The 23,372-nt window shown below is 39.3% G+C and carries 21 protein-coding genes; 7 read left to right on the forward strand and 14 right to left on the reverse strand.

The features are described 5' to 3' along the window. The first annotated feature begins 252 nt into the window (after nt 1-252). Nucleotides 253-1,434 (forward strand): MFS transporter, encoded by a 1,182-nt coding sequence (locus tag MHB67_RS18315; RefSeq protein WP_024423989.1) that lies wholly within the window; start codon nt 253-255, stop codon nt 1,432-1,434. An 18-nt stretch (nt 1,435-1,452) separates the two neighbouring features. Next, the gene (locus tag MHB67_RS18320; RefSeq protein WP_151039561.1) at nt 1,453-2,355 is read left to right on the forward strand and encodes a quinate/shikimate dehydrogenase; all 903 of its coding nucleotides are present in this window, start codon (nt 1,453-1,455) and stop codon (nt 2,353-2,355) included. Between the two features lie 150 nt (nt 2,356-2,505). Here MHB67_RS18320 and MHB67_RS18325 read toward each other — a convergent pair whose 3' ends face one another. From MHB67_RS18325 to MHB67_RS18350, 6 genes are all read right to left on the reverse strand, one after another. Continuing rightward, the gene (locus tag MHB67_RS18325) at nt 2,506-3,699 is read right to left on the reverse strand and encodes an MFS transporter (protein WP_122632020.1); all 1,194 of its coding nucleotides are present in this window, start codon (nt 3,697-3,699) and stop codon (nt 2,506-2,508) included. A gap of 756 nt (nt 3,700-4,455) precedes the next feature. Then, nucleotides 4,456-5,121, reverse strand: a complete 666-nt coding sequence (locus MHB67_RS18330) for a hypothetical protein (RefSeq protein WP_151039559.1) — start codon at nt 5,119-5,121, stop codon at nt 4,456-4,458. Between the two features lie 21 nt (nt 5,122-5,142). After that, complete coding sequence (locus MHB67_RS18335; protein ID WP_342492695.1) at nt 5,143-5,682, reverse strand: DUF2247 family protein; 540 nt, start codon at nt 5,680-5,682, stop codon at nt 5,143-5,145. Nucleotides 5,683-6,016: 334 nt separating this feature from the next. After that, nucleotides 6,017-6,346, reverse strand: coding sequence for a hypothetical protein (locus MHB67_RS18340; protein WP_034624055.1), 330 nt, complete (start codon nt 6,344-6,346; stop codon nt 6,017-6,019). 10 nt (nt 6,347-6,356) lie between these two features. Beyond that, complete coding sequence (locus MHB67_RS18345; RefSeq protein WP_342492936.1) at nt 6,357-8,075, reverse strand: T7SS effector LXG polymorphic toxin; 1,719 nt, start codon at nt 8,073-8,075, stop codon at nt 6,357-6,359. A gap of 164 nt (nt 8,076-8,239) precedes the next feature. Next, nucleotides 8,240-9,475 (reverse strand): TerD family protein, encoded by a 1,236-nt coding sequence (locus tag MHB67_RS18350; protein ID WP_024423994.1) that lies wholly within the window; start codon nt 9,473-9,475, stop codon nt 8,240-8,242. Between the two features lie 160 nt (nt 9,476-9,635). On the opposite strand from MHB67_RS18350, the gene MHB67_RS18355 reads away from it, so the two are divergent. Next, on the forward strand, nt 9,636-9,797 hold the full coding sequence (locus MHB67_RS18355; protein ID WP_024423995.1) for a hypothetical protein: 162 nt from the start codon (nt 9,636-9,638) through the stop codon (nt 9,795-9,797). A gap of 51 nt (nt 9,798-9,848) precedes the next feature. Here the strand turns inward: MHB67_RS18355 and bglA are convergent, their stop codons facing one another. Continuing rightward, nucleotides 9,849-11,288 carry a 6-phospho-beta-glucosidase BglA gene (gene bglA, locus MHB67_RS18360; protein WP_024423996.1) on the reverse strand — a complete coding sequence of 480 codons (1,440 nt, stop codon included), beginning with the start codon at nt 11,286-11,288 and terminating at the stop codon, nt 9,849-9,851. Between the two features lie 9 nt (nt 11,289-11,297). Continuing rightward, nucleotides 11,298-13,196: a beta-glucoside-specific PTS transporter subunit IIABC gene (locus MHB67_RS18365; RefSeq protein WP_342492696.1), complete on the reverse strand. Its 1,899-nt coding sequence runs from the start codon at nt 13,194-13,196 to the stop codon at nt 11,298-11,300. Nucleotides 13,197-13,351: 155 nt separating this feature from the next. Between MHB67_RS18365 and MHB67_RS18370 the strand changes: the two genes are divergently transcribed. Further along, complete coding sequence (locus tag MHB67_RS18370; protein ID WP_024423998.1) at nt 13,352-14,062, forward strand: GntR family transcriptional regulator; 711 nt, start codon at nt 13,352-13,354, stop codon at nt 14,060-14,062. Between the two features lie 50 nt (nt 14,063-14,112). On the opposite strand, the gene MHB67_RS18375 is transcribed toward MHB67_RS18370, so the two are convergent. Together MHB67_RS18375 and MHB67_RS18380 are read right to left on the reverse strand one after the other, a co-directional pair. Next, the gene (locus MHB67_RS18375) at nt 14,113-15,123 is read right to left on the reverse strand and encodes a hypothetical protein (protein ID WP_209304735.1); all 1,011 of its coding nucleotides are present in this window, start codon (nt 15,121-15,123) and stop codon (nt 14,113-14,115) included. A gap of 105 nt (nt 15,124-15,228) precedes the next feature. Next, nucleotides 15,229-17,412: an Ig-like domain-containing protein gene (locus tag MHB67_RS18380; RefSeq protein WP_234107489.1), complete on the reverse strand. Its 2,184-nt coding sequence runs from the start codon at nt 17,410-17,412 to the stop codon at nt 15,229-15,231. 243 nt (nt 17,413-17,655) lie between these two features. Here MHB67_RS18380 and MHB67_RS18385 point away from each other — a divergent pair, with 243 nt between their 5' ends. Beyond that, on the forward strand, nt 17,656-18,552 hold the full coding sequence (locus tag MHB67_RS18385; protein WP_024424000.1) for a PhzF family phenazine biosynthesis protein: 897 nt from the start codon (nt 17,656-17,658) through the stop codon (nt 18,550-18,552). A gap of 39 nt (nt 18,553-18,591) precedes the next feature. Here the strand turns inward: MHB67_RS18385 and MHB67_RS18390 are convergent, their stop codons facing one another. Beyond that, complete coding sequence (locus tag MHB67_RS18390; protein WP_238550007.1) at nt 18,592-19,467, reverse strand: LysR family transcriptional regulator; 876 nt, start codon at nt 19,465-19,467, stop codon at nt 18,592-18,594. Between the two features lie 225 nt (nt 19,468-19,692). Here MHB67_RS18390 and MHB67_RS18395 point away from each other — a divergent pair, with 225 nt between their 5' ends. Then, a complete protein-coding gene (locus tag MHB67_RS18395; RefSeq protein ID WP_342492697.1) occupies nt 19,693-21,339 on the forward strand; it encodes a DUF2075 domain-containing protein in 1,647 nt (548 codons plus the stop codon). Continuing rightward, entirely contained in the window at nt 21,332-21,637 is a 306-nt protein-coding gene (locus MHB67_RS18400) for a nucleotide pyrophosphohydrolase (protein WP_342492698.1), read from the forward strand. The genes MHB67_RS18395 and MHB67_RS18400 overlap by 8 nt, the downstream gene beginning before the upstream one ends. An 84-nt stretch (nt 21,638-21,721) precedes the next feature. Here MHB67_RS18400 and MHB67_RS18405 read toward each other — a convergent pair whose 3' ends face one another. From MHB67_RS18405 to MHB67_RS18415, 3 genes are all read right to left on the reverse strand, one after another. Then, entirely contained in the window at nt 21,722-22,228 is a 507-nt protein-coding gene (locus MHB67_RS18405; RefSeq protein ID WP_024424003.1) for an LURP-one-related family protein, read from the reverse strand. A gap of 105 nt (nt 22,229-22,333) precedes the next feature. Next, complete coding sequence (locus tag MHB67_RS18410) at nt 22,334-22,675, reverse strand: darcynin family protein (protein WP_144489733.1); 342 nt, start codon at nt 22,673-22,675, stop codon at nt 22,334-22,336. Nucleotides 22,676-22,745: 70 nt separating this feature from the next. After that, nucleotides 22,746-23,336, reverse strand: coding sequence for a Crp/Fnr family transcriptional regulator (locus MHB67_RS18415; protein WP_342492699.1), 591 nt, complete (start codon nt 23,334-23,336; stop codon nt 22,746-22,748). Nucleotides 23,337-23,372: the final 36 nt, after the last annotated feature.

Raw genomic sequence — 23,372 nt, forward strand, 5'->3', positions numbered from 1 at the left:
ACAGTTAAAAGTGATTTTTTATGATTCTGATCAAATCATGAAGTTTCACTTCCTAACCAAGGCTGTTATTATTTTTTACATTTTAGTAGAACGATATACTTGATTGAAGAACAGATGAATATTCATTATTTTTTCATCAATCACATAAGGGGTGTTGTGATGGGCTTCATATTATTCATTTTGAAGGAAACAATAACAAAGGGTATACAAAGAATTTGACCTTAAAGGGGTTTCAAATATAGGAGTGGGAACATGAAAAATCCTTATATAAAATCGTCACTTGGCATGTATTTAAATTACTTCATGCTTGGCATGATCAACATTATTGTAGCTTCCAACATGGACAGCTTATCTGAACGCTACCATGTAGATATTCCGAAAATCAGCTTGCTTGTATCTGCGATCGGAATTGGTAAACTCATTGCGCTCTTTTTCTCAGGCCGGTTAGCCGACAGCTGGGGACGTAAGCCTGTCATTATTACAGGAAATTTTCTTTACTTATTATTCTTAATCGGTATTCCAACGACAACAAGTTATACACTGGCATTTATCTTTGCGATTTCAGCAGGTATTGCCAACTCACTGCTTGATTCAGGAACCTATCCTGCTTTGTCAGAGTCATTTCCTAAAAAAGCAAGTTCGGCTTCTGTTTTAGTAAAAGCATCTGTATCCATTGGGGCGACTGTTCTTCCATTTATCTTGGCATTCCTAGTGGCACATGACATCTTCTGGGGCTGGGCGTTCTTTGGACTAGGGCTTCTTTATTTACTCGTAGGGATTTACTTAATCTTTATGCCATTCCCGAACCATAAGCAAGTTTCTTCACAAGACGCTCTTCCAGTACAGGATCAGCTGAAGAAAGAACCAAAAATGCTTGGCGAAGGCTTAGCTGTTGTACTGATGGGATTCACATCGACTGCATTGTTTGTCGTATGGCAGACATGGCTTCCGCAGCTCGGGTTGAAATTAATCGGACTTGGCACAGAACAAGCCACACAGCTTCTATCTTATTTTAGTATTGGTGCACTGGTATCTGTTCTATTGCTTTCGATCGTCTTAGATAAATTCATTTCACCGATTATGGTCGCGATCATTTATCCAATTGGGGCGTTCCTTGCAATGCTTTCACTTTTCCAAATCGAAACGTACAGCATTGTCATTGTCAGCACCTTCTTCTTAGGACTATTTACAGCGGGAATCTTCCAGCTGGCGATGAGTATTATGATGAAATTGTTCCCGACAAACAAAGCAACGGCTTCATCCTACGTCAACATTGCGGCAAGCTCAGCGTTTATTCTCGTGCCGCTCATTACAAGTGGATTGGTCAGCTCGTACGATATTAAAATGACGTTATTTTTCGATATGATCATTGCGGTTATTAGCGTATTACTAGCGGTCTTTGTTCTTGGACGCATGAAAAAATTATTTAGATAATTAAAGGAGATGTCAATCATGACAAACATACATGAACGAAATATTGATGGAAAAACAAAATTAGTCGGTCTTCTTGCTACACCGATCGGACACAGCCTTTCACCACGTATGCATAACCTTGGCTATACACTAACAGGTATCAACTATGCTTACCTTGCATTTGAAGTAGGGAATGATGAACTAGAAGCAGCCGTAAACGGTATGAAAGCAATTGGTGCAGCTGGATTTAACGTCTCTATGCCGAACAAAATGAAAGTACTGGATTACTTAGACGAACTAGATGATTCTGCAAGATATACACGTGCAAGTAACACTGTAGTAAACAAAGATGGTAAGCTCATCGGCTACAACACAGATGGTCTTGGATATGTGAGAAACTTGATTGAACACGGCGTTGAATTAGCCGGCAAGAAAGTCACACTTGTTGGTTCTGGCGGCGCTGCAACTCCGATTGCGATTCAGCTTGCACAGTCCGGCATTCGTGAAATTAGCATTTTCGCTCGTAATGATCAATACTTTGTACAAGCAGAAGAAAATGTAAATTACATCAACAACGAAATGAAATCCTTCGGTGTCAAAGCAAACATTTTCCCACTTGAAGACAAAGACGCATTCCGCCGTGAAGTAGCAGAAAGTGCGATCCTGGCAAATGGGACAAGCCTTGGCATGAAACCACTAGATCAACTCAGCATTATCGATGATACACTTGATGTACTTCGTGAAGATTTGATCGTGACAGATGTTGTATACAATCCGCAAAAAACAAAGCTTCTTGCGCAAGCACAGGAAGCTGGCGCCAAAACCATTAACGGTCTTGGAATGATGCTATGGCAAGGTGCACTTGCTTACAAACTCTTTACTGGTGAAGATATGCCAGTTGATCAAGTAAAACAAATTCTGTTTGAAAATGACCGTTTCTAAAACAAAAAAGACAAAGGGCTAAAATGATGATCATTTTAGCCCTTTTTTTATGTTTAGCGTGATAGGAACGAAACGAATTTAACATTCGTGAGTACCGGCGCAGAGACCTGTCTACACGCTGAGACGACTTCCTGCGGAGGTCGTCTTTTTTTAATCATGTACCATGATTTGACGGTATCGATACAGGATATACAGTGCGCCGATAATGGCCGCAACAGCCACAACTGCATCGAACATAAAGATTTGTAAAATGGACGCGTGACTCTGAATTAAACCTGTTACGACCGGGATAACGATAGCCGACACGCCGCCCGCTGTGGAGATAATCCCAGTCATCGTTCCTTTGTTTTTCCAGAAGAATTCAGCCATCACAGTTAACGTCAGCTGAAAAACTCCTGCTGTTGAAAATCCCAATACAAAAGCATTGACGGTTCCTATAACTGGTGATTTCACGACCAAGAGCACACAAATGGAAACAAGTGTAATGATTGGATAGATCAGCAGTACAGTGACCGGACGGACAAAGCGGCGCAGCAGAAACGCAAGCATCACGACAGACAGCAGCCCGCCCATGCTATAGTAACTGAGCAATTTCACAGCACTGCCAGATGTCATCCCCAAGATGGCCTCACCGTACGTAGGAAGCCAAATTTGCGGCAGCGCATACAGTCCATTTGACGTAAAGCTGATCACAATGAGCGCGATCCCTTCTCTCCAAAATGTAGGCTCTGTCGAGAAGCGCGGAAGTCCGTCATGCTCCGTTACCTGGACTTGCTCCACCTTGCGATGATTCGGAAATGGCAAGGTCCACAGCATCAAGACATTCACAAGATAGATCAGAGCAGGAACAAAAAATGCCATTCCATAAAACAAATCATGCTCTGCTAAAAAGAAAATCGCCAGTGGCAAAATGGTTGCCCCAATGGAGATAAAGGCCTTCACCATCACATTCGCAGATCCCGAGTTTTGCGGAAACGCCTCCATTAACGCAGGATACGTTCCTGCATCCATTGCCGAATTCGCGACCCCTGCCAAAATCGCAAACGCAAACGCGATTTGATAATTCGGAGACAATGGGATTCCGATGAGGAACACCGCCATCAGCACACCAGAAACCAAAATGACCGGCTTCCGCCCAAAACGATCTGACAGTACGCCTGATAACCCATACGTGAGTACCCTGCCAATGCCAAGCGCCGAAATCATATAACTAATTCCCGCACTATTGGTATCTAATTGTTTGATTAAAAATGGCATATTTGAAGCCAAAATAATATTGACCATACCTAATAAAAAATAATTAATATACAGACTAGAAGCCGTTCTCACATACGGATTCCTCATCCTGACACACCCCTTAACACCATCGCAATGAAGTGACAAATAATGGTTACGCTTACAAGATCTCATATGTGAGGAAGAACAGCTTTGCAGCCTTCACGTTCATACATCTCATCATGTCATGCAGCTCACAGCTTACACGCCCTTCATGTATCAAGCATTTCTTCAATTTTTCACTGCTCTTATTTTATACGAATGCGAAAGGTAAAGATAGTGAATTGCTTAAATTTGAAGGGAATTCATTGATCAAGCGTATGACACCATCGATAGAAAAAAGGAGTGGTTAACTGCCACTCCTTAAATGATGTCTCAATTCTGTTCATCGCAGCCCCCAAATACTTAGCTCATAAAAATATTCCGTTCTCTCGATGCATAATCCAAAACGGAAATATTCTGCCAAAAATAAAATCCCCATACCCACTTAAAAATTTTGTTTGCTCAAGAAGGCGATTTAAATGAATTAAGATTTCATTCACATTCACTTTAAGTTTCATGCTCTCGATAGTGTTCTCCATGTATTTGGATTTTATGTTCTCTCGATTGAAGGAAAGCAAATACCTTCTGACAAACACTACTCAGCGATTTTATAAAATCCATATACCACTATTCGAATTCTATAGAAATTAAACAACCAGTCCCTCGAAAGAGTTTCGACAACTGGCTGTTTCATACGGTGTTTTGATCCCAGTCTCTCAAAAATGGGGGATCAAGTCCCGATGTGGGGATTGTTTAAAATATTACGGGATCATTTTGAAGATACTATGAATGGCTTTGTATTCGCTCCCGTATTTTCCGGGTATGATCTTGATTTAAAATCATTGCCAATTCGGCCTCATTTAGAACAGATCCCCATCTAAAGATAATTTCACTATTCAAACCATACTTCAAAAAAAGCGCTTGATAATCTATTTCATGACTATTCTTATCCAATCCTGAGTAAAACAAATCTTTTATAGATTCCTCTGAGAGCATAGAATCCCTTCTACTGGCAATCATGAAACTAGATTGATACTGATCCATTATTCGCAATGCTTTATCTAAATCATGTTGAGGAACCTTGGCTATACTGACATAAAACTGATTTTCATGTTCATCTAAAAGTAATTCTGGCCCCTTTTCAAAACCTGAAGTATTTATGTCTGAATCAATAGATTTCCATACTTTTCGGAATCTCTCTATTCGCGAATGCACATCACTTACTTTCTTACTCAGAAAGATATAAAAATGGTAATTAGTCAATTGATCGCTAAAAATTTCGATTAGTTCATTTTGACAATAACTTTGAAAAGTTTTAATTCCACCATTATCTAAAAAGTAATATCCATTAATACTATATATACTTAATTGTTTAAGTTCATTTATTTTTTGATCTAACCACTTATAGTAGTTTGTCACTTCTTGTTCGAATTCAAGTTCTATTTTCATTAGGCACCTTTTAATCAGTAATTAAAATTGCTCGAATTGAACAACTGCTTTTTCTTTTTGTAAAAACTCCTCAAAAAGAGAGACTAATCTATTTATATTCTCTTCTTTTGAATACAGTAACGGATTATAGCCATCTGAAGAAGGCATATAATGAATAAACGGTTCCATATCCTCAGGATAGTCAAAATCTGCGTATACTTCAGAAAGCTCACCCAACAACTCTTCAGGTGAATTCTTATTTTTTTCTTTTAAGTGAGACGTTATACCATATCTCCATTTCCTTTTTTCAACGTCCCATTGACTAGATTCTTCTTCTACCAAATCATTATATAATTCTACCAAAACCATTTGAAGTTTTCTATAATCCTCATCTGGGTCGCCATCTCCCCAAGCTAATTCTAGGATTAAAGAATTTTCACATTCAGTATGATTAGATAAATATTCCACAGCATACTTGCTTATTTCTTTGTATGAAATCAAATCTAGCCTAATTCCTACATATATAGTTTTCCAATTAACTTTTATTTTGTGATGTTTTAAATGCTCTAATGAAAAATTCATAATTTAATACACCTTTTGTGATTTGACAAACTCTATTGTCTCCTCCAAGCTTTACCCAATTAACATTACACATTATGATTTTATTAATTGATTTTAAAGGTTTTCATCTCTCCCCCTCAACTTCCTGTGTTTCTGGTAAATGTCAAAGGTTTCATATACTTTATCTTATATACTCATCTACTTCTTCTATTGATGAAATATCTTGTATAAAAAATACTTATTTCTTCTGGTAGTATTATTGCTAAATCATCAATTGGATCTTCCTTAAATTCAATGAATACCTCATATAAGTAATCACCTTCGTATTAAAGGTTTACTCAGTTAGGTTTAATTTTCACAAATTTAAAGTAGTCTTTACCTTGTCCAAAAGTAAATAAACTTGTGCCTTCTGTTCTGGAGTTTCAGCAACATACTCCATACAAATTTCTTCCAAGCAACTATAGAAATCTAGATTATCCATCACAATTTCATGATAAGATGCTGTGTCCATAAATATCATTACTCCATTATTAAATTCAACATTCTCTGAATGCTCTGGAAGTTCATATCCCATCATATGATCTTGCCAAGGTTCTCTGTGAGACAAACACTCTAACACCTCAACTAAATCATTCTTCAAAAAAGAAAAAAAGTCTTGAACAATCGGCTGCATTTTTTTTAACATCAAGATCCTCCTAATTACTATATTTCTTCCATTCTAATACTGGGTACAAGCTTTCAATTTCCCCTGTTTTTGGATTTTTCCACCCCTCAAATTTTATACCATTTGATGTACCTTGTATTACATGTTGACCGCCTCTAGTTACATACTCAGTACCATTTTCCATTGCCTCTTGGCCATATTTATAAATTTGTTCATCAGTAAATACATTATCATCATAAACAGTCTTCTTATGAGTAGATGCTTTAAATTCTTTTGTATATATACCACGTTCTTGTTTTGCTATTTTATAGTACACATCATTTATTCCATGTACCGAAGGATGGCTTTCTTTTCTCTCCAATTTATAGGGAATTTCCTTTTCATTTAAATAATTAAAAAATTCCTTTTCATTATGACCACCACTTACACCTGTTTTACTAACACCTTCTGGCCGTATTAGATGATTTTTGCTATTGTCAGAATACTTATGTTTAAATCCACCTTTACCAGCACTATCCTTCACCCCCATCTTCCCATGAAACCCTTTCGCCCCAAACGGCAAAAGCATACCAAGCGCCGCGTTCATACTCGCTTCCTGCTGTTCTTTCGAGATCTTGTTTCCAAACATGTCTCGGCCTGTGATCGCTTCGCTGAAGCCGTTGGTGGCGGTGAGGCCATATAAACCTTTTTGAGATGTTTTCAGGGCGTCAAAGGATTTTTGGGATGTCTTGTAGATATCGACTGCCCTGACTGCGGCTGATGTGGCTTGGGTCGTTTTATAGACAGCCTTTCCTCCTTTGAAAATGCGGCCTGCCCAGCCGACGATAGGAATGTAACCGGCTGCTGCCATGCCGCCTGCCGCGACTCGTTGTCCTGCGGTGAGTTCCTCGCCTGTGATTGGATCAACGCCCGTTGCGGCACGTTTTGCATCGTTCACGCCAGTCAGTTCATTCACGATGTTTCCACCATAATCGAGGGCTTTTTCATACCAAGGGCGGTTGGCGAGCGCTTCTTGTTCCTTCGCAATCTTGCGGGCTTCTTCTTGTTCTTTTTTTATTTTCAGATATTCAGAAGTTTGCTTCTCAATATCGCTCTTTGCCTTGTAGATTTCGCTATTTTGATACGCTTTCTTATCAAAATTCATAGGCGAAATCGCTTTTCCGTCATTTGTCGCATTCATCATTTCAGCGTACAATGCCATTGTAGCTTGCTGCTCTGTCTCTGACAAAGCATATTCATCTGTTAAATTTTGATCAAGTTCTCTTAGTTCTTTGACCGTCTTTTTTCGTTCATCTTCCGCATCTTCTATTTTTTCATCAAAGGTTTGGCTATCAAATACCTCTAGGGAAATGAGGTCATCAATGTCTTGAAAAATCGTTTTGAGTGCCTTTTTTTGATCCTTTACAATGCTTTTGGCGTTTTTGATGCCCATATGTACTGCGTTGTCTAAAAAGTGTTCTTCTATAAAGGTATCGCCACCAAAACTCGTATCATCCAGTGTCCCAGAAACACCTTCATGAAAGGCTTTTTGCTTATCGATTAAGCTGATAAACATGTCTACATTTCCGGCGAGCTCTTTATAAAAGCTTTTAATGTTATCGGCTCCTTTCCCAGTGAAATCATCACCGAGGTTGGCCACACCTTGTAATGCCTTTTTTAAATCTACCATTTGTTCGCGGAGTTCCTGATAGTGTTTTGCCCTTGTGTCCATGGCACTGGTTAGTGCTTTTGCATCAAGTATCTTGCCCAGAAGAAGTCACTCCCTCCATTATTGATCATAAAGTCTATTTTACCGTGACCATTAAAACGGAAAAATAGGCTAAATGACATAAAAAATGGAATAGACTCTCTATTCAACGATCAAATAAAATAAGCTAGACAATGCACTTTGTTTTGTCCAGCCATACATTCATTTTATTTATAATCATTGATCGGTCCTTTATCCATCAAAACATCAATTTCATTAGATGACTTCATTTTTAATTTAGGTCTGCGCTCGGAATTTGGTTTGCTGTAAAGCTCTAGCGGACGGATGATCACACCATCATTTGTATTTTGAAGCATACCCGGCACACAAGAATAAATCCGATCATTATCATTCGCATGTTTGGAATGAATCGTCACAGAAGTTCCTTGATGATTGTCGATGCTCATAGATACTCTATATCTATAAAAAGAACCTGTCCCGTTTGATTGAGCAGAATAAACAACTGGAACGACAGCAAGGATATCGTCATTTAACCGTAATTTAATGACTTCTGTTTTCATAGATTCACAGTCTCTTCCGACATCTCCCATATGCTCTACAGCTCCGTTTCCGAAACTTTTAAGAGCAGGAACACCTTTTGCACCAAACATGGCCACATCTATTTGTTTTCCTGACTTCGTATAGACCAATGCATAAATATCATAATCGGTTCCAGACTCCCAGGATACTGTAGCTGTTATCTCAGGCGTTTTTTCAATGATGATCGGTTTATGACCTTTGTCTAGACTAATTTTACCTTGAACTTTCTCTAAGCTGATAGGTGCAGCCACTTTCTCTTTAGCGGCTGTCTTTATTGGAGCAGGCTCATCAATTTGTTTTTCAGAAGCCATTTGAGGAGGTGAAGAAACATCTTGTTCATCAGGTTCAACCTCCACCCCATAAAGCTTGCATAGCCCTTCCAATCCAGAATTGAAGCCACGCCAGATGGATCGTGCTTTCGTTTCACTATTTCTGATATATAGCTCTACTACGACAATCCCTTTTTCATTTGTAAAGTTTACTGGTGTTAGGTATAGCACCTCATCACCTGTTCGAATTTCTGCTTGCAGATTCTTCACTTGAGAAAAGCCAATTCCTTGATCCTCTGTTAGTGTAATCGCCACCTTTGTGATTCCTGCAGGCACTTTGCTCATATCAAAATTCAATTGATGCCTTTTCAACTGACCTGATATCTCTGCTGGTAAAAGTGTCGCGACACCCGTGGCACTCTCCGGCTGATTGTAAAAAATAATGCCATTATCTCCTTGAACTAGATCTGAATCTGTTAAGAGAAACGCTGTTAAAGAAATATCAATTGCATATGATACTTCATAACTGATGGATACTTGTCCCTTTGGAGAGTTTAGTACGGTATTGGCACCCATTTGCAGAGTTTGATTCATTTCAACACTCCTATTCTTCATCTACCATTTATCGCTTTTATAGATCAATTATACCAAATTATATAATAGAACCTATGAATATCTTTATCTCATTTCAATCTCTGCAATGATATGAGACAATGCCAATTAAAAACAAACTACTCTCGAAAGGAGAATTATTATGTATAAAAAAATCATTCCTGCTGTTATGGTGATATTCGGCTTTTGGATTCTTCTTCAAATATCCTTGAACATTAAGATATTCCACAATCCAATGAACTATTTTGTCGCTATTACTCTCTTTTTTCTTTGTATTCAGGCATTAATAAAACTTAAACAATGAAAAACCCGAACAAGCATATACCACGCTCGTCCGGGCTTCTATTTTCCTTTATTACACTTCTTCACCATTCGTTGCGATGACGTTTTGATACCAAGTAAACGAATCTTTTTTAAGGCGCTTCATTGAGCCGTTTCCTTCGTTGTCGCGGTCAACGTAGATCATGCCGTAGCGTTTTTTCATTTCGCCTGTTGTGAATGACACGATATCAATGATGCCCCAAGGTGTGTAGCCAATAAGGTCCACACCGTCGTATTCAATCGCTTTTTTCAGTGCTTCGATATGAGAAGCGAGATATTGAATTCTTTCTGGATCGTGAATAGTACCGTCTTCTTCCACTTGATCTATTGCACCAAATCCATTCTCTACGATGAATAACGGGATTTGATATCGATCGTAAAAACGATTCAATGTATATCTTAAGCCTGTCGGGTCAATGGACCAGCCCCAGTCACTTGATTTGATATAAGGGTTATCTACACCATGCGGCAGGGCTCCGTTGACAATGTCTCCGTTGTGATCAGACACCGTATCACTTTTAACCGTTGTCGACATGTAGTAGCTAAAGCCTAGATAATCCACTTTCCCTTTTCTTAAGCTTTCTTCATCGCCTTCTTCAAATGGAATATGATAGCCTTCGCGTTCAAATTCTTTTAATGCATAGCTCGGATAGTAGCCGCGTACCTGTACATCTGGGAAGAAATAGCGCTGTCTCATATATTCCTCTGCGAGCATGACATCCTCTGGATTTGAGGAATATGGATAGATTGGCACGTGAGACACCATCGCTCCAATTTGGAAATCAGGATTGATCTCTTTTCCTTTGGCTACTGCCCATGCACTTGCAAGTAATTCATGGTGTCCTGCTTGATACATGACTTCTTTGGCATTTTCGCCTTCTTTGACTGATACCCCTGAATTTGTCCAAAGGAATAGTGGGTTGTTGACATCCATTTTGTTATTGATTTCATTAAATGTCATCCAGTATGTGACCTTGTCTTTGTATCGATTGAAACACACTTCTGCGAATTTCGCGAAATACTCAGCGACTTTTCGGCTGCGGAACCCGCCGTACTCTCTTGCTAAATGGAGCGGCATCTCAAAGTGAGACAGCGTAATCACAGGCTCGATGCCATGCTTGAGCAGTTCATCAAAAACATCATCATAGAACTGTAAACCTGCTTCATTCGGTTCCGCTTCATCTCCCTTAGGGAAAATCCGGCTCCAGCCGATCGATGTACGTAAGCATTTCAAACCCATTTCGGCAAACATCGCGATATCTTCCTTATAACGATGGTAGAAATCGATCGCTTCATGGTTCGGATAAAATTTATCTTCTTCTATCGTCTCAGTTATTTGTCTCGGTACTCCGTGAGCACCTGCTGTCATCACATCTACAACACTTGGGCCTTTTCCTGCTTCATTCCATCCACCTTCAAATTGATGTGCAGCTAATGCTCCGCCCCATAGAAAATCTTTTGGTAATGTCATTATTCATTCCTCCTATTTCACAATTGTGATCATGACGTCTGTTGGCTGACATGTCGATTGTTCTTCTACAATCACATCTTCATACGCTTGTGTATTGGTGATGATGACGGGTGTGATTGTTTTTAATCCCTTGCTTTCAATGGCTTCTTGATCAAATGTCATTAACAAGTCACCCTTCTTCACCTTGCTGCCTTCTTTGATATGAAGAGTAAATGCTGAGCCATCTAGGGAAACCGTATCAATTCCTACATGAACTAGTAACTCCACTCCGAATTCTGAACGCAGTCCAATTGCATGCTTTGTTGGCGCAAGCATGACGACACTGCCGTCAAACGGTGCATACAGTTTGTTGTCTGTCGGTTCAATCGCAAACCCTTTACCCATCGCCCCCGAGCTAAATACGGCATCAGGCACTTCAGATAACGGGATCACTTTCCCTGCAAGCGGTGCAGGGATTGTTTCTTCATTATTCATCGAAGCATTCATTTTTTCTCCAACTTGATCTTTATCAGACGTTGCACCGGCTGTCTGTTCCACTGTATCTTCCCCATAACCAAACATTTGAATGAGCACAACTGGTAAGATCAGCGCAATTGCGACACCAATCAATATGCCGATGATCGATGTTGGATAATCTGAACTAATTCCGTTTACAATCGTCAGTGGACCAGGCAACCCCGCATACGCAAAGTAATAAGGCGTAAAGAAGCTGGCAGCAATGGCCCCGATCGCTCCAGATATACATCCGAAAATAAATGGTTTCTTGAAACGGAGGGTGACCCCATAAATCGCAGGCTCAGTAATTCCAAAGAGACCTGTAATTCCCGCTGAAACCCCGACTTTTCGTGTTTCGCGGTTTCTTGCTTTTAAAATAACCCCTAACACTGCGCCGACCTGAGCGATAACAGCGATGGTTTGATATGCCTGGAAGGAGTCACGTCCATATTGTTCAAAGTTGGCGAGCACTATTGGCGTGATGCCCCAGTGAACACCGAAAATGACAAGCACTTGCCAGAAACCTCCGATAATGGCACCTGCTAAAGCTGGGACATGTTCTGCTAAGAAATTGTATCCGTTTGCAATCCCATTTGCACCGGCTGTCGAAAGTGGACCAATTAATAGAATGGTTAACGGAACCATGACGACCATACAAATAAATGGGACAAATAACGGTTTGACCACCTCGTGAATACGTTTGTTTAAAAATCTCTCTACATATGAAAGGATCCATACCAAGAATAGCGGCGGCAAAACAGATGACGTATAAACCGTTTCAGATAACGCTATGCCTAAAAAAGTAACGCCTTCCCCTGATGCTACGCGTCCAGCAATCTCCGTCCAAGATGGACTGACAAGCGCTGCTGTACACGCTACGGCGATATACATATTCGTTTTAAAATGCTTGGCTGCTGTGATGGCGATAAAGATAGGCAAGAACGTAAACGGCGCCCATGAAATAAAGCTAAAGACTTCATACGTTCCGGTTTTCGAGAAGCTTGGAAATAATAAATTAATAAGGATAAGTGCACCTTGTAAAATACCAGCGGCGGCCAAAATATACACAAATGGTGCAAACACAGCAGACATGGTCGCGATGACACGATTCAGTACCGTTCCCTTGTTTTCATTTACCTGATCATCATCAGACGGCTGCAGCTGAACAAGGCTGGAAAAATGCTCGTATACCTCACCAACATGCTGACCGATGACGACCTGAAATTGACCGCCGTTTTCCACCACGGTAATGACGCCAGGCATTGCATTAACTGCTTCCTTTGCCTTTGGATTCGAACGTTTCAGAACCAAACGCAGCCGCGTGGCGCATCTTGCAGCACTCACCACATTTTCTTCTCCGCCAACTGCCTCTAAGATGTCTTCTGCAAGCTTTTGATAATCCCTCACTTTTGACATATAAACCCCCCCTTTATCACTGCTAGTATATGTACATTATAATTATACCGGTACAATTTATCAATACATATATAATTTCAAATAGCATATCAAAGGAAATTTGGTATGTGCTATAATACAAGAACAATAAATCGTGAAAACAAAGAGGAATGGCCATGTTAAAGTATCAACAAATTGCGAGCGATATTGAAAAATATATTGTCACCCATGAGCTGCAGCAAGGGGATAAGCTCCCTGTACTCGAAACACTCATGAGCCAATTTGCTGTGAGCAAAAGTACCATTATCAAATCGTTAGAATTACTCGAAAAAAAAGGAATTATCTATCAAGTGAGGGGCAGCGGCATCTTTGTTCGAAGACACCGGCGCAAGGGCTACATCAGCCTTTTATCCAACCAAGGGTTTAAAAAAGATTTAGAGGAATTTCAACTGACATCAGAGGTTTTAATGCTAGACACCATCAAACCTACCGAAGAAACTGCACTTAATTTGAACATTGAACAAGAAGAGGATGTTTTTTATCTAAAACGAATTCGTTACATCAACGGACAAACCTTATGTTTAGAAGAATCCTATTACCGAAAAACGATCATTCCTTATCTCAACACAGAAATTGCTGCCGATTCCGTTTTTAAATTCGTCAGTGAAGGTTTAGGGCTCAAAGTCGGTTTTTCCGATATGTACTTACAAGTAGGCAAATTGAATGAAACCGAAGCGACACACCTCGGCCTCAAACAAGACGATCCCGCCCTCCGCGTCGAGACGGTCTTTCATCTCACAAACGGCCAGCCCTTCGACTTCTCGAAAATCACCTATAACTACATGCAGTCCCAATTTTTTATTCAAGCGAATAATTATTATGGGTGATGGATGGAAAAAGCCCCTCATAAGCTGAGGGGCTTTTTGCAAATAACCTATCACTTGTAATAGTTATAATCATTGAACGTTGCGATCATATCTTCTTGTGTGCCGTTCTTCCCGCGATTGGTATTAAAATATAACGTTCCGTCATCGAAATCAACAGCTTCTATTTCAAAAAGAGTAAATGCACTGCTCGTAATTCGGAATGAAAGGTCTTTTCTAGTAAACAACTCTTTTGAAAAATCTTTTGCAGGTGTGTCCTTTTGCTCTTTCAGCATTTGATTGATATTTAACGGGTATGTGAGAATGACACTCACATTAGAAGCTCCGCCATTAGAGTCTGGCTTAGATAATGGTACATATAATGTTCCTTGGTAGAAAGAAATACCTTGAAGAATGTACTTAGAAACATCCACCACTGATTGATTTACAATCGCTTTCGTATAATTTAATGTAAACGTTGCCTCATATTCAAATTGTCCTTTTTGGTCATTAAAATTCCCAATAAAAAAGCGATTTCCAGACCTTACAATAAACTTGTCCGCTCCAACAGAATATGTGATACCGCTAATTGATAAATTCGCCCCTTGGTATGGAAGGACATAAGATTTAGCCACTTTGTACGTATTTTTCTTCGTGTTCACACTTAACTTCACTATCTTTTTTACATACTTTACACCATCAGACATAGGCGCTACATATAAGCTAACTTGATCATCACCTTTTTGAGCTTTCACAGCTAAGTCATTGGCATGTCCTAAGTCATTGCTAGTACTGTTGGTGTCAGAGTTTTTAAGGAGCTTCACAGTTCTATTACTTGACGAGCCATTCATTTTAATCGCGTACAATTGCGTCATGTGGTTGGACGTATTTATTTTTGCAGCATAAATCATATTATTATTACGATCTACAGCCATCCCTTGCATAGAAGTGTAGAACCCAGAACCTGACATTGCAGAATACGTTGTATACGTGTTGAAATATCCGGATTGTGCCTGAACAGTCGCGGACCACATACTGCTGCAAAGGATGACAGCCATTAGGATAAAACACTTTACTCTTTTCAATATAAACACTCTCCTATCATTGGAATTTATGTCGTTTGGCTATTAAAAATAAAATCGTCACCATAGAAATGAATGACGATTTTTTTAAAATTGTAAGATTGAACTCTACTTTTCAGCTTTAAACGCCTTTACCGTTTTACTGCTTTCCGACATGCCTTTCCCAGTGACGGTAAAGTAGAGTTTTCCTCCCTTAGCGCCTAGTTGTTTGAAAGTGACTTTTACAACTTTGCCTTTAGTAGCTGTTGACTTCCCAATAAGCTTTCCTGAAGAATGATAGATTTTGACAACATCTTGATTTGTGAGTTTACTAACCGTGACCACATCTTTTTTCTTTTTGTTGTTCACGATGTTGATTTGATTACTTTTTAACGAAGCAGACGGCTCACCTTTAAAAGAAATGGCTTGCTTTCCGCTTTCCAGCATTTTATCGCTGCTGCGCGTGACATACACTTTACCGCTCTTAGTTCCTACTTGTTTGACGTACAATTTGATGGATGAACTGTTAGCTGGTTTTGATATGGCTAGTAATTTCCCGCTTGTTGAGTAGACTTTAATCACATCTTTTTTCTTCAATTTACTCACTGTAATGATGTCATTTTTATTTTTAAGATTATTGATTTTGACTTGGCTGGCTTTTAAAACGTCTGACTTTTCACCCTGATAACGAATCGGTACTCGATTTCCCTCTTTTAAACCAGGCTCTTTCATACTGATATAAAGCGTTCCACTTGTTTGGCCCAATTGTTTGATGGAAATTGCCATGTTCGAACTTGAAGCAGTCTGCTGGGCAATCGCTTTACCGCCAGAGGCTTGTTTAAATATTTTGATGACTGATTGCTTTTTGATTCCTTTTATCGTCACCGTATCATTTTTCCCTTTGTTGTTCGTCACCTTCACTTGGGATGCTGCAAGTGGAGATGTGACGACTTTTTTGACGGTTACGGCAGGCAGAGCGACCTTTCTATTTCCGCTTAGCAACGTGATCGTTACTTTAGACCCTTGTTGTAATTTTCCCGTTTTCAATTTAAAATCTTTGCCCGGCGTAATGTTGAATGGTCCAAATTTCTTTTTCGTTGTGCTAGCGCTGAGTTTCGACATTGTTTTTATTGTGTTATTCGCTGAATCAGATTGCACCTCTACAATAGCTTGATTACCAAATGTACTCATGCCATTAATGGTATCACTTGAATCATCGATTTCTTCCACAAAAACTTTCTGTACATCTTCCTGAGATTGATCTGTTTCACTCGGAGTATCAGCCATGTACGACTTGACTGTAATTAAGTCACCACCGATTAACTTTGAAACAGGAACATCATAGACGCCATTAGAGTCTGTCTGACCTTCCCCAATGACTCTTCCCTCTCCATCTAAAATGTTGATTATGCTTTCAGGAGTTGCGGTTCCACTCACTGAAGTTGAAAGCTGGGTAAATGGATCAATAGTTGGAGCAGTTGATCTCAGTTGGAAAGTGGTCTCATGCAAAGCATTATCATAAGAGGGTTCCAATACTTGAAATTTACTTTGATTTAATGATTTTATTGAGTTTTTGTCCAAACTCAATTCAAAGTTGCCATCACCATCTGCAGTCATCGATTGAATGATGTCACTTGATTTTTGATTTTTAAAGACGATCTTTGCATAAGGAATTCCTGTTTGGCCTTTCACTGATTTAGACCATTTTGTCGTAGGAATAAGTGAGATTTTCTTAGGATTCACAATTTTTTTGTAAACGTCGATATTGCTGCCAGTCGTCATTTTCACTGTTAGGAATGTACCTGCATTTAGGGGAGGCAGCTTTAAATGAATGGCATCATTGAATGTGCCTGAGGTAATCACTTTGCCATCTTTCATGACCTCTACTTTTGTGTTCTTCACAGTTTTCCCAGTTAACTCCTGAGAAGTATCATATATCGGATCTAATGAGCTAAAAGATTCCTTGAAAACATACACTTTGTTTGAAGAAAGCATTGTTCCATTTTGGTCATATGTATCTAACTCAAACGTTTGGCCTGAACTAAAGTTCCAAGAAAACAACTTAAAGTTTCCGTCACTATCTGCTTTTGCGTAGTGCATATATTTAGATTTCCAGTTACTCGGAACACCCCAATCTGCGAATGCAACGATTGCGTTTGGCGCTGTTTTACCTGTCAGATAATTATCACCATATTGATAACGATCAACCGTTGTTTTCGTTCCACCCTCTGTGGCACTCACACTTTCTTGTATATGAAAACTCAACATCATCACACATAGAACAGAAGCTACTAATTTCAGGACCATTTTCATAAATATATCCTCACTTTTCCTATTAATGTTTTTATATACAAATATTATACATTTCATCTAGTATAGATACAAGAGTTAATAACATGACTAAAGACTTATCAAAATACCAATTTAATAGGTACAGTGAACCCTCCTTCTCTTACATGAACACTTCCGATTTAAACCATCAAAAAGATTCATTTTACGAATGCATCAAACAAACTTATGATTAACGTAACAAGAGTGTATAGGAGGGTTCGTCAGATGAGAGACATTAGAGTGTATCATGTCGATGCGTTTACAACTGAGAAATTTGGAGGAAATGCCGCTGGAGTGGTGTTGGATGGTGAATTTTTAACAGAAGATGACATGCAGAGCATCGCCAAGGAGTTGAATTTACCGGAATCCGTCTTCTTGCTGCCTGCCCATGATCAGGAAGCCGATTATCGTGTCAAATACTTCACCCCGACGGAAGAGGTCAATTTCTGCGGGCATGCGACTGTTGGATTGACTTGGCTTCTGGCGACGGAGCTAAGACTGGCTAAAGAGAGATCAGGGGTTGTGTTAGAAACAAAGATCGGCAATGTTCCTGTTGTATGGAATGAAGAAAACGGCAAAGTCGTTGATGTGGAAATGACGCAGGTGACACCGAAGACGCGGGATTTTGTCATCGATTTAGAAGAGCTTAGTGACATGCTTGGTGTGAGCAGTGACCGCCTTGATCCTTCCTATCCTATCAAATTAGCAAACACCGGTAACTGGCATCTTCTTGTTCCGATGAAGGACCAACAGGACATTGATCAAGCGGCACCAAACTTAGCGGCTTTAGCTAAAATGAATAAAGAGCATGGCATCTCGACAACCCACCTTTATACGTTTCACCCCTCAAAAGAATGCGATCTTTATACGAGGGATTTTGCACCTGGGATTGGTATACCCGAAGATCCTGTGACGGGGGCAGCAAATGGGGCGTTGGCTGGATATCTTTATTTGGAGGGTATCATTTCTCAGCAAGAAATCACTCACCTGAACATTGCCCAAGGGGATGCCATCGGCAGACCTGGCTTGCTTCGTATCACAGTCATTCCAAATGAATCAAAGCCGGTGATCAAAGTGGCAGGCGCAGCTGTCATCACGATCCGCGGCGTGTTGACTTTATAAAACATCAGCTTGAATGGGGACTTCCTGTTCAAGCTGATTCTATTTAAAATGATTTTTGACCGTTTCGATCCACCTCTTGGCCGATGGGGAAGCTGTTTTGAATGATTTGAGCGCCAAGTTGACCTCACGAAAGACGCTCGTCTCCAGTGGAATGACTTTCGTATGAGGTATGTGCGGCGGCAACACTAATTTGGGAATGATCGTGACCCCAAGCCCTTCTTGCACCATAGAAATGAGCGTATTGTTGTCTTCAATTTCAAACAGAACATGAGGCTTCACGCCGCCTCTTTCTTTTAACAGCTTCTTAACGAGTATGTCACAGCCCGCTTTCGGCATGATAAAGGCTTCATCATGTAGCGAGTCCACTTCAATCACTTTCTTCGTATGAAAGCGATGATTCTCTTGTATGAGCACCACCAACTCATCCTGAAAAAGTGGAACGGTCTCAAATTCCCTCGATGACTGCGTTAAAAAACCAACATCAACCGTCCCTGAAGCAATCCATTCCTCAATCTCCTCATAACCGCCTTCATATAACTCCAGCTTGATATGCGGATAGCTTTGCGTAAAACGATGAATAAGGCGTGGAAGGACATTTGAAGAAAAACTGGGGAATGTCCCAATCTTGATGCTCCCTACTTCCATCCCTTGAATCAGCGCCGCCTCCTGCTCAAGCAATGCCGCATGATACATGATTTGCCGAATATGCGGCATCACCCGCTCACCTGCGTCTGTTAACGAAAGCCCATTTCGATTCCTCCGAAGCAGCACAATCCCGAGTTCCGACTCAAGCTTCGCAATATTATGACTCACCCCAGACTGCGTCAGCCCAAGCTTCTCCCCTGCTTTTGTAAAACTGCCGCATTCGACGACTGTTAGAAATACTTTGTATTGGAATGTGATCAGTGTGCTCACCTCGTATGTTCATATGATAAATCGAAAGATATACTGCTAGTTATAAAGTTCATTTGGGTTTAGTAACTTCCCCCCATCACCAGTAAAACAAAGACACCTATCTCTCTATGGAAAATAACTCAACATGTCTAATTTGTCGAGAATCAATATCCACCTATAAGCACTGAGATATTTTGCTAAATTTATGATACGATAATAGGCAAAAAGACTACAGGGGCTAGCTAAATGAGTGAACTTTTTATTGAAAAACGCGATTTTAATACAAATCATATTCTTTCTTTACGAACAACCTTATTTCATAATCAACCTATTGTCTACATTCTTTATGATGAAAAGAAGAAACCATCTGCTTATATTGGTCAGTCAGTCCAAGCTAGCAGACGATTGAAGGATCATTTGAAAGACCCAAAAAAGAACAAATTAACTAAAACAATTCTGATCGGACATGAACGATTTCATCAATCTGCCTCTTACAATATTGAGACAAATCTCATAAACTACTTTATTGCAGAAAATCGTTTCCAATTAAAAAATGTTAGTCAGACACGATCGAGGGAAATGCATCATTATTATCAAAAAGATTTTTACAATGAAACTGTTTTTAAAGAGATATGGGAGCAACTGCAAAAAGATAAGATCGTTAGTAATTCAATTGAAACCTTAAAAAATAGAGATATTTATAAACTTTCTCCCTATAAAGAATTATCACCTCAACAAGTAGAAATTAAATATGAAATCTTATCTTTTTGCAAAGAGCATATCAAACAGTCAGGTCACCATGTGATTTCGATAGAAGGTGATGCAGGAACTGGGAAGAGTGTTTTACTGAGTTCTCTTTTTAATACGATTCAAGATTTATCAAATGATATGGACTCTGTCTTAAACAATAAGAACAATTATTTACTTGTAAATCATGCGGAAATGCTTAAAACATATCAAAACATCGCAAAGAGTCTGCCAAATCTGAAAAAGAAACAAATTATGAGACCAACCTCGTTTATCAATAAGATGACAAAGTCAGGTGAAATGGCTGACATCGTGTTAATTGATGAAACCCATCTTTTATTAACAAAAGATGATAAGTACAATAACTTCCATTACCAAAACCAACTAGAAGAAATTATCAAACGAAGTAAAATAACCATTGTCATTTTTGATCCAAAGCAAGTACTCAAAATTAAAAGCTACTGGAATGAAAAATTACTCGAGGAAATTACAAATAGATATCATGCCAAAACTGTAAAACTCACAGAACAAATGCGTATGCATGCTGATACTGATACGTTGAAATGGATTGACCAATTTGTGTCAAAACAATTATTACCTCTGCCTATAAAACAGGATTCTTTCGAACTTAAAATTTTTGAGGAGCCTGACAAATTTAAAACGGCCATTCAGCAGAAAGATGAAGAGGTAGGCCTATCCCGCATTGTATCTACCTTTGACTTTTTACATAAAAAAGATGGAGCTGCCTATATCGTAGATGAAGCTGGTATCAATATGCCATGGAATTTTACAAATGATAAATGGACATGGGCTGAACATGCAGATTCAGTTAGAGAAGTGGGCTCAATCTATACAGTTCAAGGATTTGATTTAAATTATGTCGGCGTCATACTTGGCCCTTCTATCAGCTATGATGAAGAAAAGGATGAACTTCTCATAGACACATCAAATTATAAAGACACAGGTGCATTCACATCAAGAAGTGACATGTCTCCAGAGGAAATCAAACAGGCAAAAGAAAAGATTATACTAAACTCGATTAACGTTTTGATGAAGCGAGGCATTCACGGGCTTTATATTTATGCAACAGATGAAAAATTGAGAAGAAAATTACAAGAGATAAAAGAGGGAGGAAAATATGACTGAGATCAAAGATTTAATACATTCAATTAACCAATTTAGAGATGATCGAAACTGGAGACAATATCATAACCCAAAAGACTTGGCCATCTCAATCTCGATAGAAGCAGCTGAACTGCTTGAAGACTTCCAATGGAAAAGTAATGAAGAAGCTCTTGAGGCGAACGAAGAAAACATCCGAGAGGAAATAGCCGATATCTTAATATATTCACTAATGTTTTGCTCAGATCTTCATCTAAATGTGAAAGAAATAATTGAAGAAAAATTAATAAAGAATGGAGAGAAATATCCCATTGATAAGTAATGAAACATGATTCGTCTTTTTAATGAAGAAGAGTAATGTCCTATCACTCTTCTTCATTTCATTATACTTTAAGAATATATTTAACTAATTCGTCGTTGCCGACGACGAAGACCTAGACGCTGCTTCATCAGCTTTCACACAATCAATCGCAACAACGAGCGCAATCATCACAGGCTCCATTTCTTCTTTCAAAATATCAACCTTATAGCTGTCACCCCAAGTAAACCATTCCTTCTTCACCTGACCAATCACTTCGCCGTTCTGGAGCACCTGGAAATTCATATCCCACCAGTTACCTTGTACTTCAATCCCAGCAGCATCAATTGAATATTTTGCTTTAAAGAACGTAAACTCTTTTTTAATCGTCAATACCTCTTGACCACCAACTTCTACTAAAAACTTCGGTAAAAAGGTAAACATTTTCTTCGTAATCACAGCGATTTCATCTCGTTCTGTATTCAAAATGGTAAACGTCTTCGGCATCTTCATAAAGCTGCCCTCAACCACATACACATCGTTCTCCTGCTGATCCTTTACCGTAAACCTGCCGCTCAGGCTAAATACTTTCTGCTTCATGTAAAGCTGTTTCATATGTACCTCCGATTCAGTTCAAAAATTTATCCGTTCTAACATTACCTCTGATTATACCAAAAAATAGAATGTACAAAAAACCACCTGATAGCAGGTGGTTTTTGATTACTGATCCATTTTCAGAGATTCTTTTTCATATGTTTGAAAAGCATTTTCCATTCCCATGATGACTTCTTTAATTTTGACATAACCACTTGTGTAAGGAATAGAATCTCTAATCTCTTCCCACATAAAATGATAGAATTTCAGGTCATCCGTTTCACACATCACAAAATCTGTGTAATCTTTACCTGGAAGAGCTTCAGCATCAAAAAAGCGCACCGTCACATGTTCCTCATATTTCTGCATCAACTCTTGCAGCGAAGCCGCATGGGTTCTTCGCTCCTCTCGTGGTAAAGCAAGCCAAGATGGATAGAACTCTAATAAAACAACCATCATATATTTCATCATCATACCCCCGATTTTTCTATGATGTGATGATTGTACGTAAGATCTAGAGAATGTGCATTATCATAGGTTAATGTTCAGCAGGATGGAGCAGCCTGCTCAGCGAAACCGGAGAAATACCGATATATGAGGCAATATGATATTGAGCGATACGTTGATGTAACCCGGGATATTTCAATAAAAACGCCTGATATCGCTCAATTGCGGGCAAATATAGCAGTTCCCTCTCACGCTCTTCCTTTCTCGTATACAGCCTTTCTACACTAACCCGAACAAACCGCTCCCACATATGACTTCTATCCATCAACATTTGAAGCAGATCATACGGAATTTCAATCACGATCGAATCCTCCATCGCTTCAATCGAATAAGGAGAAGGCTGCCCGTTGATCATACTTGCATAAGAAGTAGCAAAATCATCTTCCAACGTAAAAGCCACATTGTACTCCCTTCCATCCGGTAACAAATAGAAGAGACGGAAGAGCCCCGTTATGCAAAAATAAGCATGCTGCACCCGATCGCCAGCTTTGATCATGCATGTACCTGCTTTTAATTGTTTAATCGTTGTTCCATCTTTGAAGGCTTGCCAATGATTTTGTTCGATTGGATACTTGGATATTTTGGTTTTGAAAGTGTCGTAAGGGTCAGTTATTTTGTCCATCTGTTTTTTACCTCCTAATGGAAAACTCAAGCCTAC

This window comes from Bacillus sp. FSL H8-0516, assembly GCF_038635285.1.
Taxonomy (GTDB): domain Bacteria; phylum Bacillota; class Bacilli; order Bacillales; family Bacillaceae; genus Bacillus; species Bacillus safensis.

Bases quoted from the DNA above. Each gene is read 5' to 3' on its own strand.
- MHB67_RS18320 (WP_151039561.1), top strand. From the start codon at position 1,453: ATGACAAACATACATGAACGAAATATTGATGGAAAAACAAAATTAGTC.
- MHB67_RS18350 (WP_024423994.1), bottom strand. From the start codon at position 9,475: ATGAATCAAACTCTGCAAATGGGTGCCAATACCGTACTAAACTCTCCA.
- MHB67_RS18335 (WP_342492695.1), bottom strand. From the start codon at position 5,682: ATGAATTTTTCATTAGAGCATTTAAAACATCACAAAATAAAAGTTAAT.
- MHB67_RS18365 (WP_342492696.1), bottom strand. From the start codon at position 13,196: ATGTCAAAAGTGAGGGATTATCAAAAGCTTGCAGAAGACATCTTAGAG.
- MHB67_RS18315 (WP_024423989.1), top strand. From the start codon at position 253: ATGAAAAATCCTTATATAAAATCGTCACTTGGCATGTATTTAAATTAC.
- MHB67_RS18395 (WP_342492697.1), top strand. From the start codon at position 19,693: ATGAGTGAACTTTTTATTGAAAAACGCGATTTTAATACAAATCATATT.
- MHB67_RS18380 (WP_234107489.1), bottom strand. From the start codon at position 17,412: ATGAAAATGGTCCTGAAATTAGTAGCTTCTGTTCTATGTGTGATGATG.
- MHB67_RS18330 (WP_151039559.1), bottom strand. From the start codon at position 5,121: ATGAAAATAGAACTTGAATTCGAACAAGAAGTGACAAACTACTATAAG.
- MHB67_RS18405 (WP_024424003.1), bottom strand. From the start codon at position 22,228: ATGAAACAGCTTTACATGAAGCAGAAAGTATTTAGCCTGAGCGGCAGG.
- MHB67_RS18325 (WP_122632020.1), bottom strand. From the start codon at position 3,699: ATGAGGAATCCGTATGTGAGAACGGCTTCTAGTCTGTATATTAATTAT.
- MHB67_RS18385 (WP_024424000.1), top strand. From the start codon at position 17,656: ATGAGAGACATTAGAGTGTATCATGTCGATGCGTTTACAACTGAGAAA.
- MHB67_RS18370 (WP_024423998.1), top strand. From the start codon at position 13,352: ATGTTAAAGTATCAACAAATTGCGAGCGATATTGAAAAATATATTGTC.
- MHB67_RS18400 (WP_342492698.1), top strand. From the start codon at position 21,332: ATGACTGAGATCAAAGATTTAATACATTCAATTAACCAATTTAGAGAT.
- MHB67_RS18355 (WP_024423995.1), top strand. From the start codon at position 9,636: ATGTATAAAAAAATCATTCCTGCTGTTATGGTGATATTCGGCTTTTGG.
- MHB67_RS18410 (WP_144489733.1), bottom strand. From the start codon at position 22,675: ATGAAATATATGATGGTTGTTTTATTAGAGTTCTATCCATCTTGGCTT.
- MHB67_RS18415 (WP_342492699.1), bottom strand. From the start codon at position 23,336: ATGGACAAAATAACTGACCCTTACGACACTTTCAAAACCAAAATATCC.
- MHB67_RS18340 (WP_034624055.1), bottom strand. From the start codon at position 6,346: ATGTTAAAAAAAATGCAGCCGATTGTTCAAGACTTTTTTTCTTTTTTG.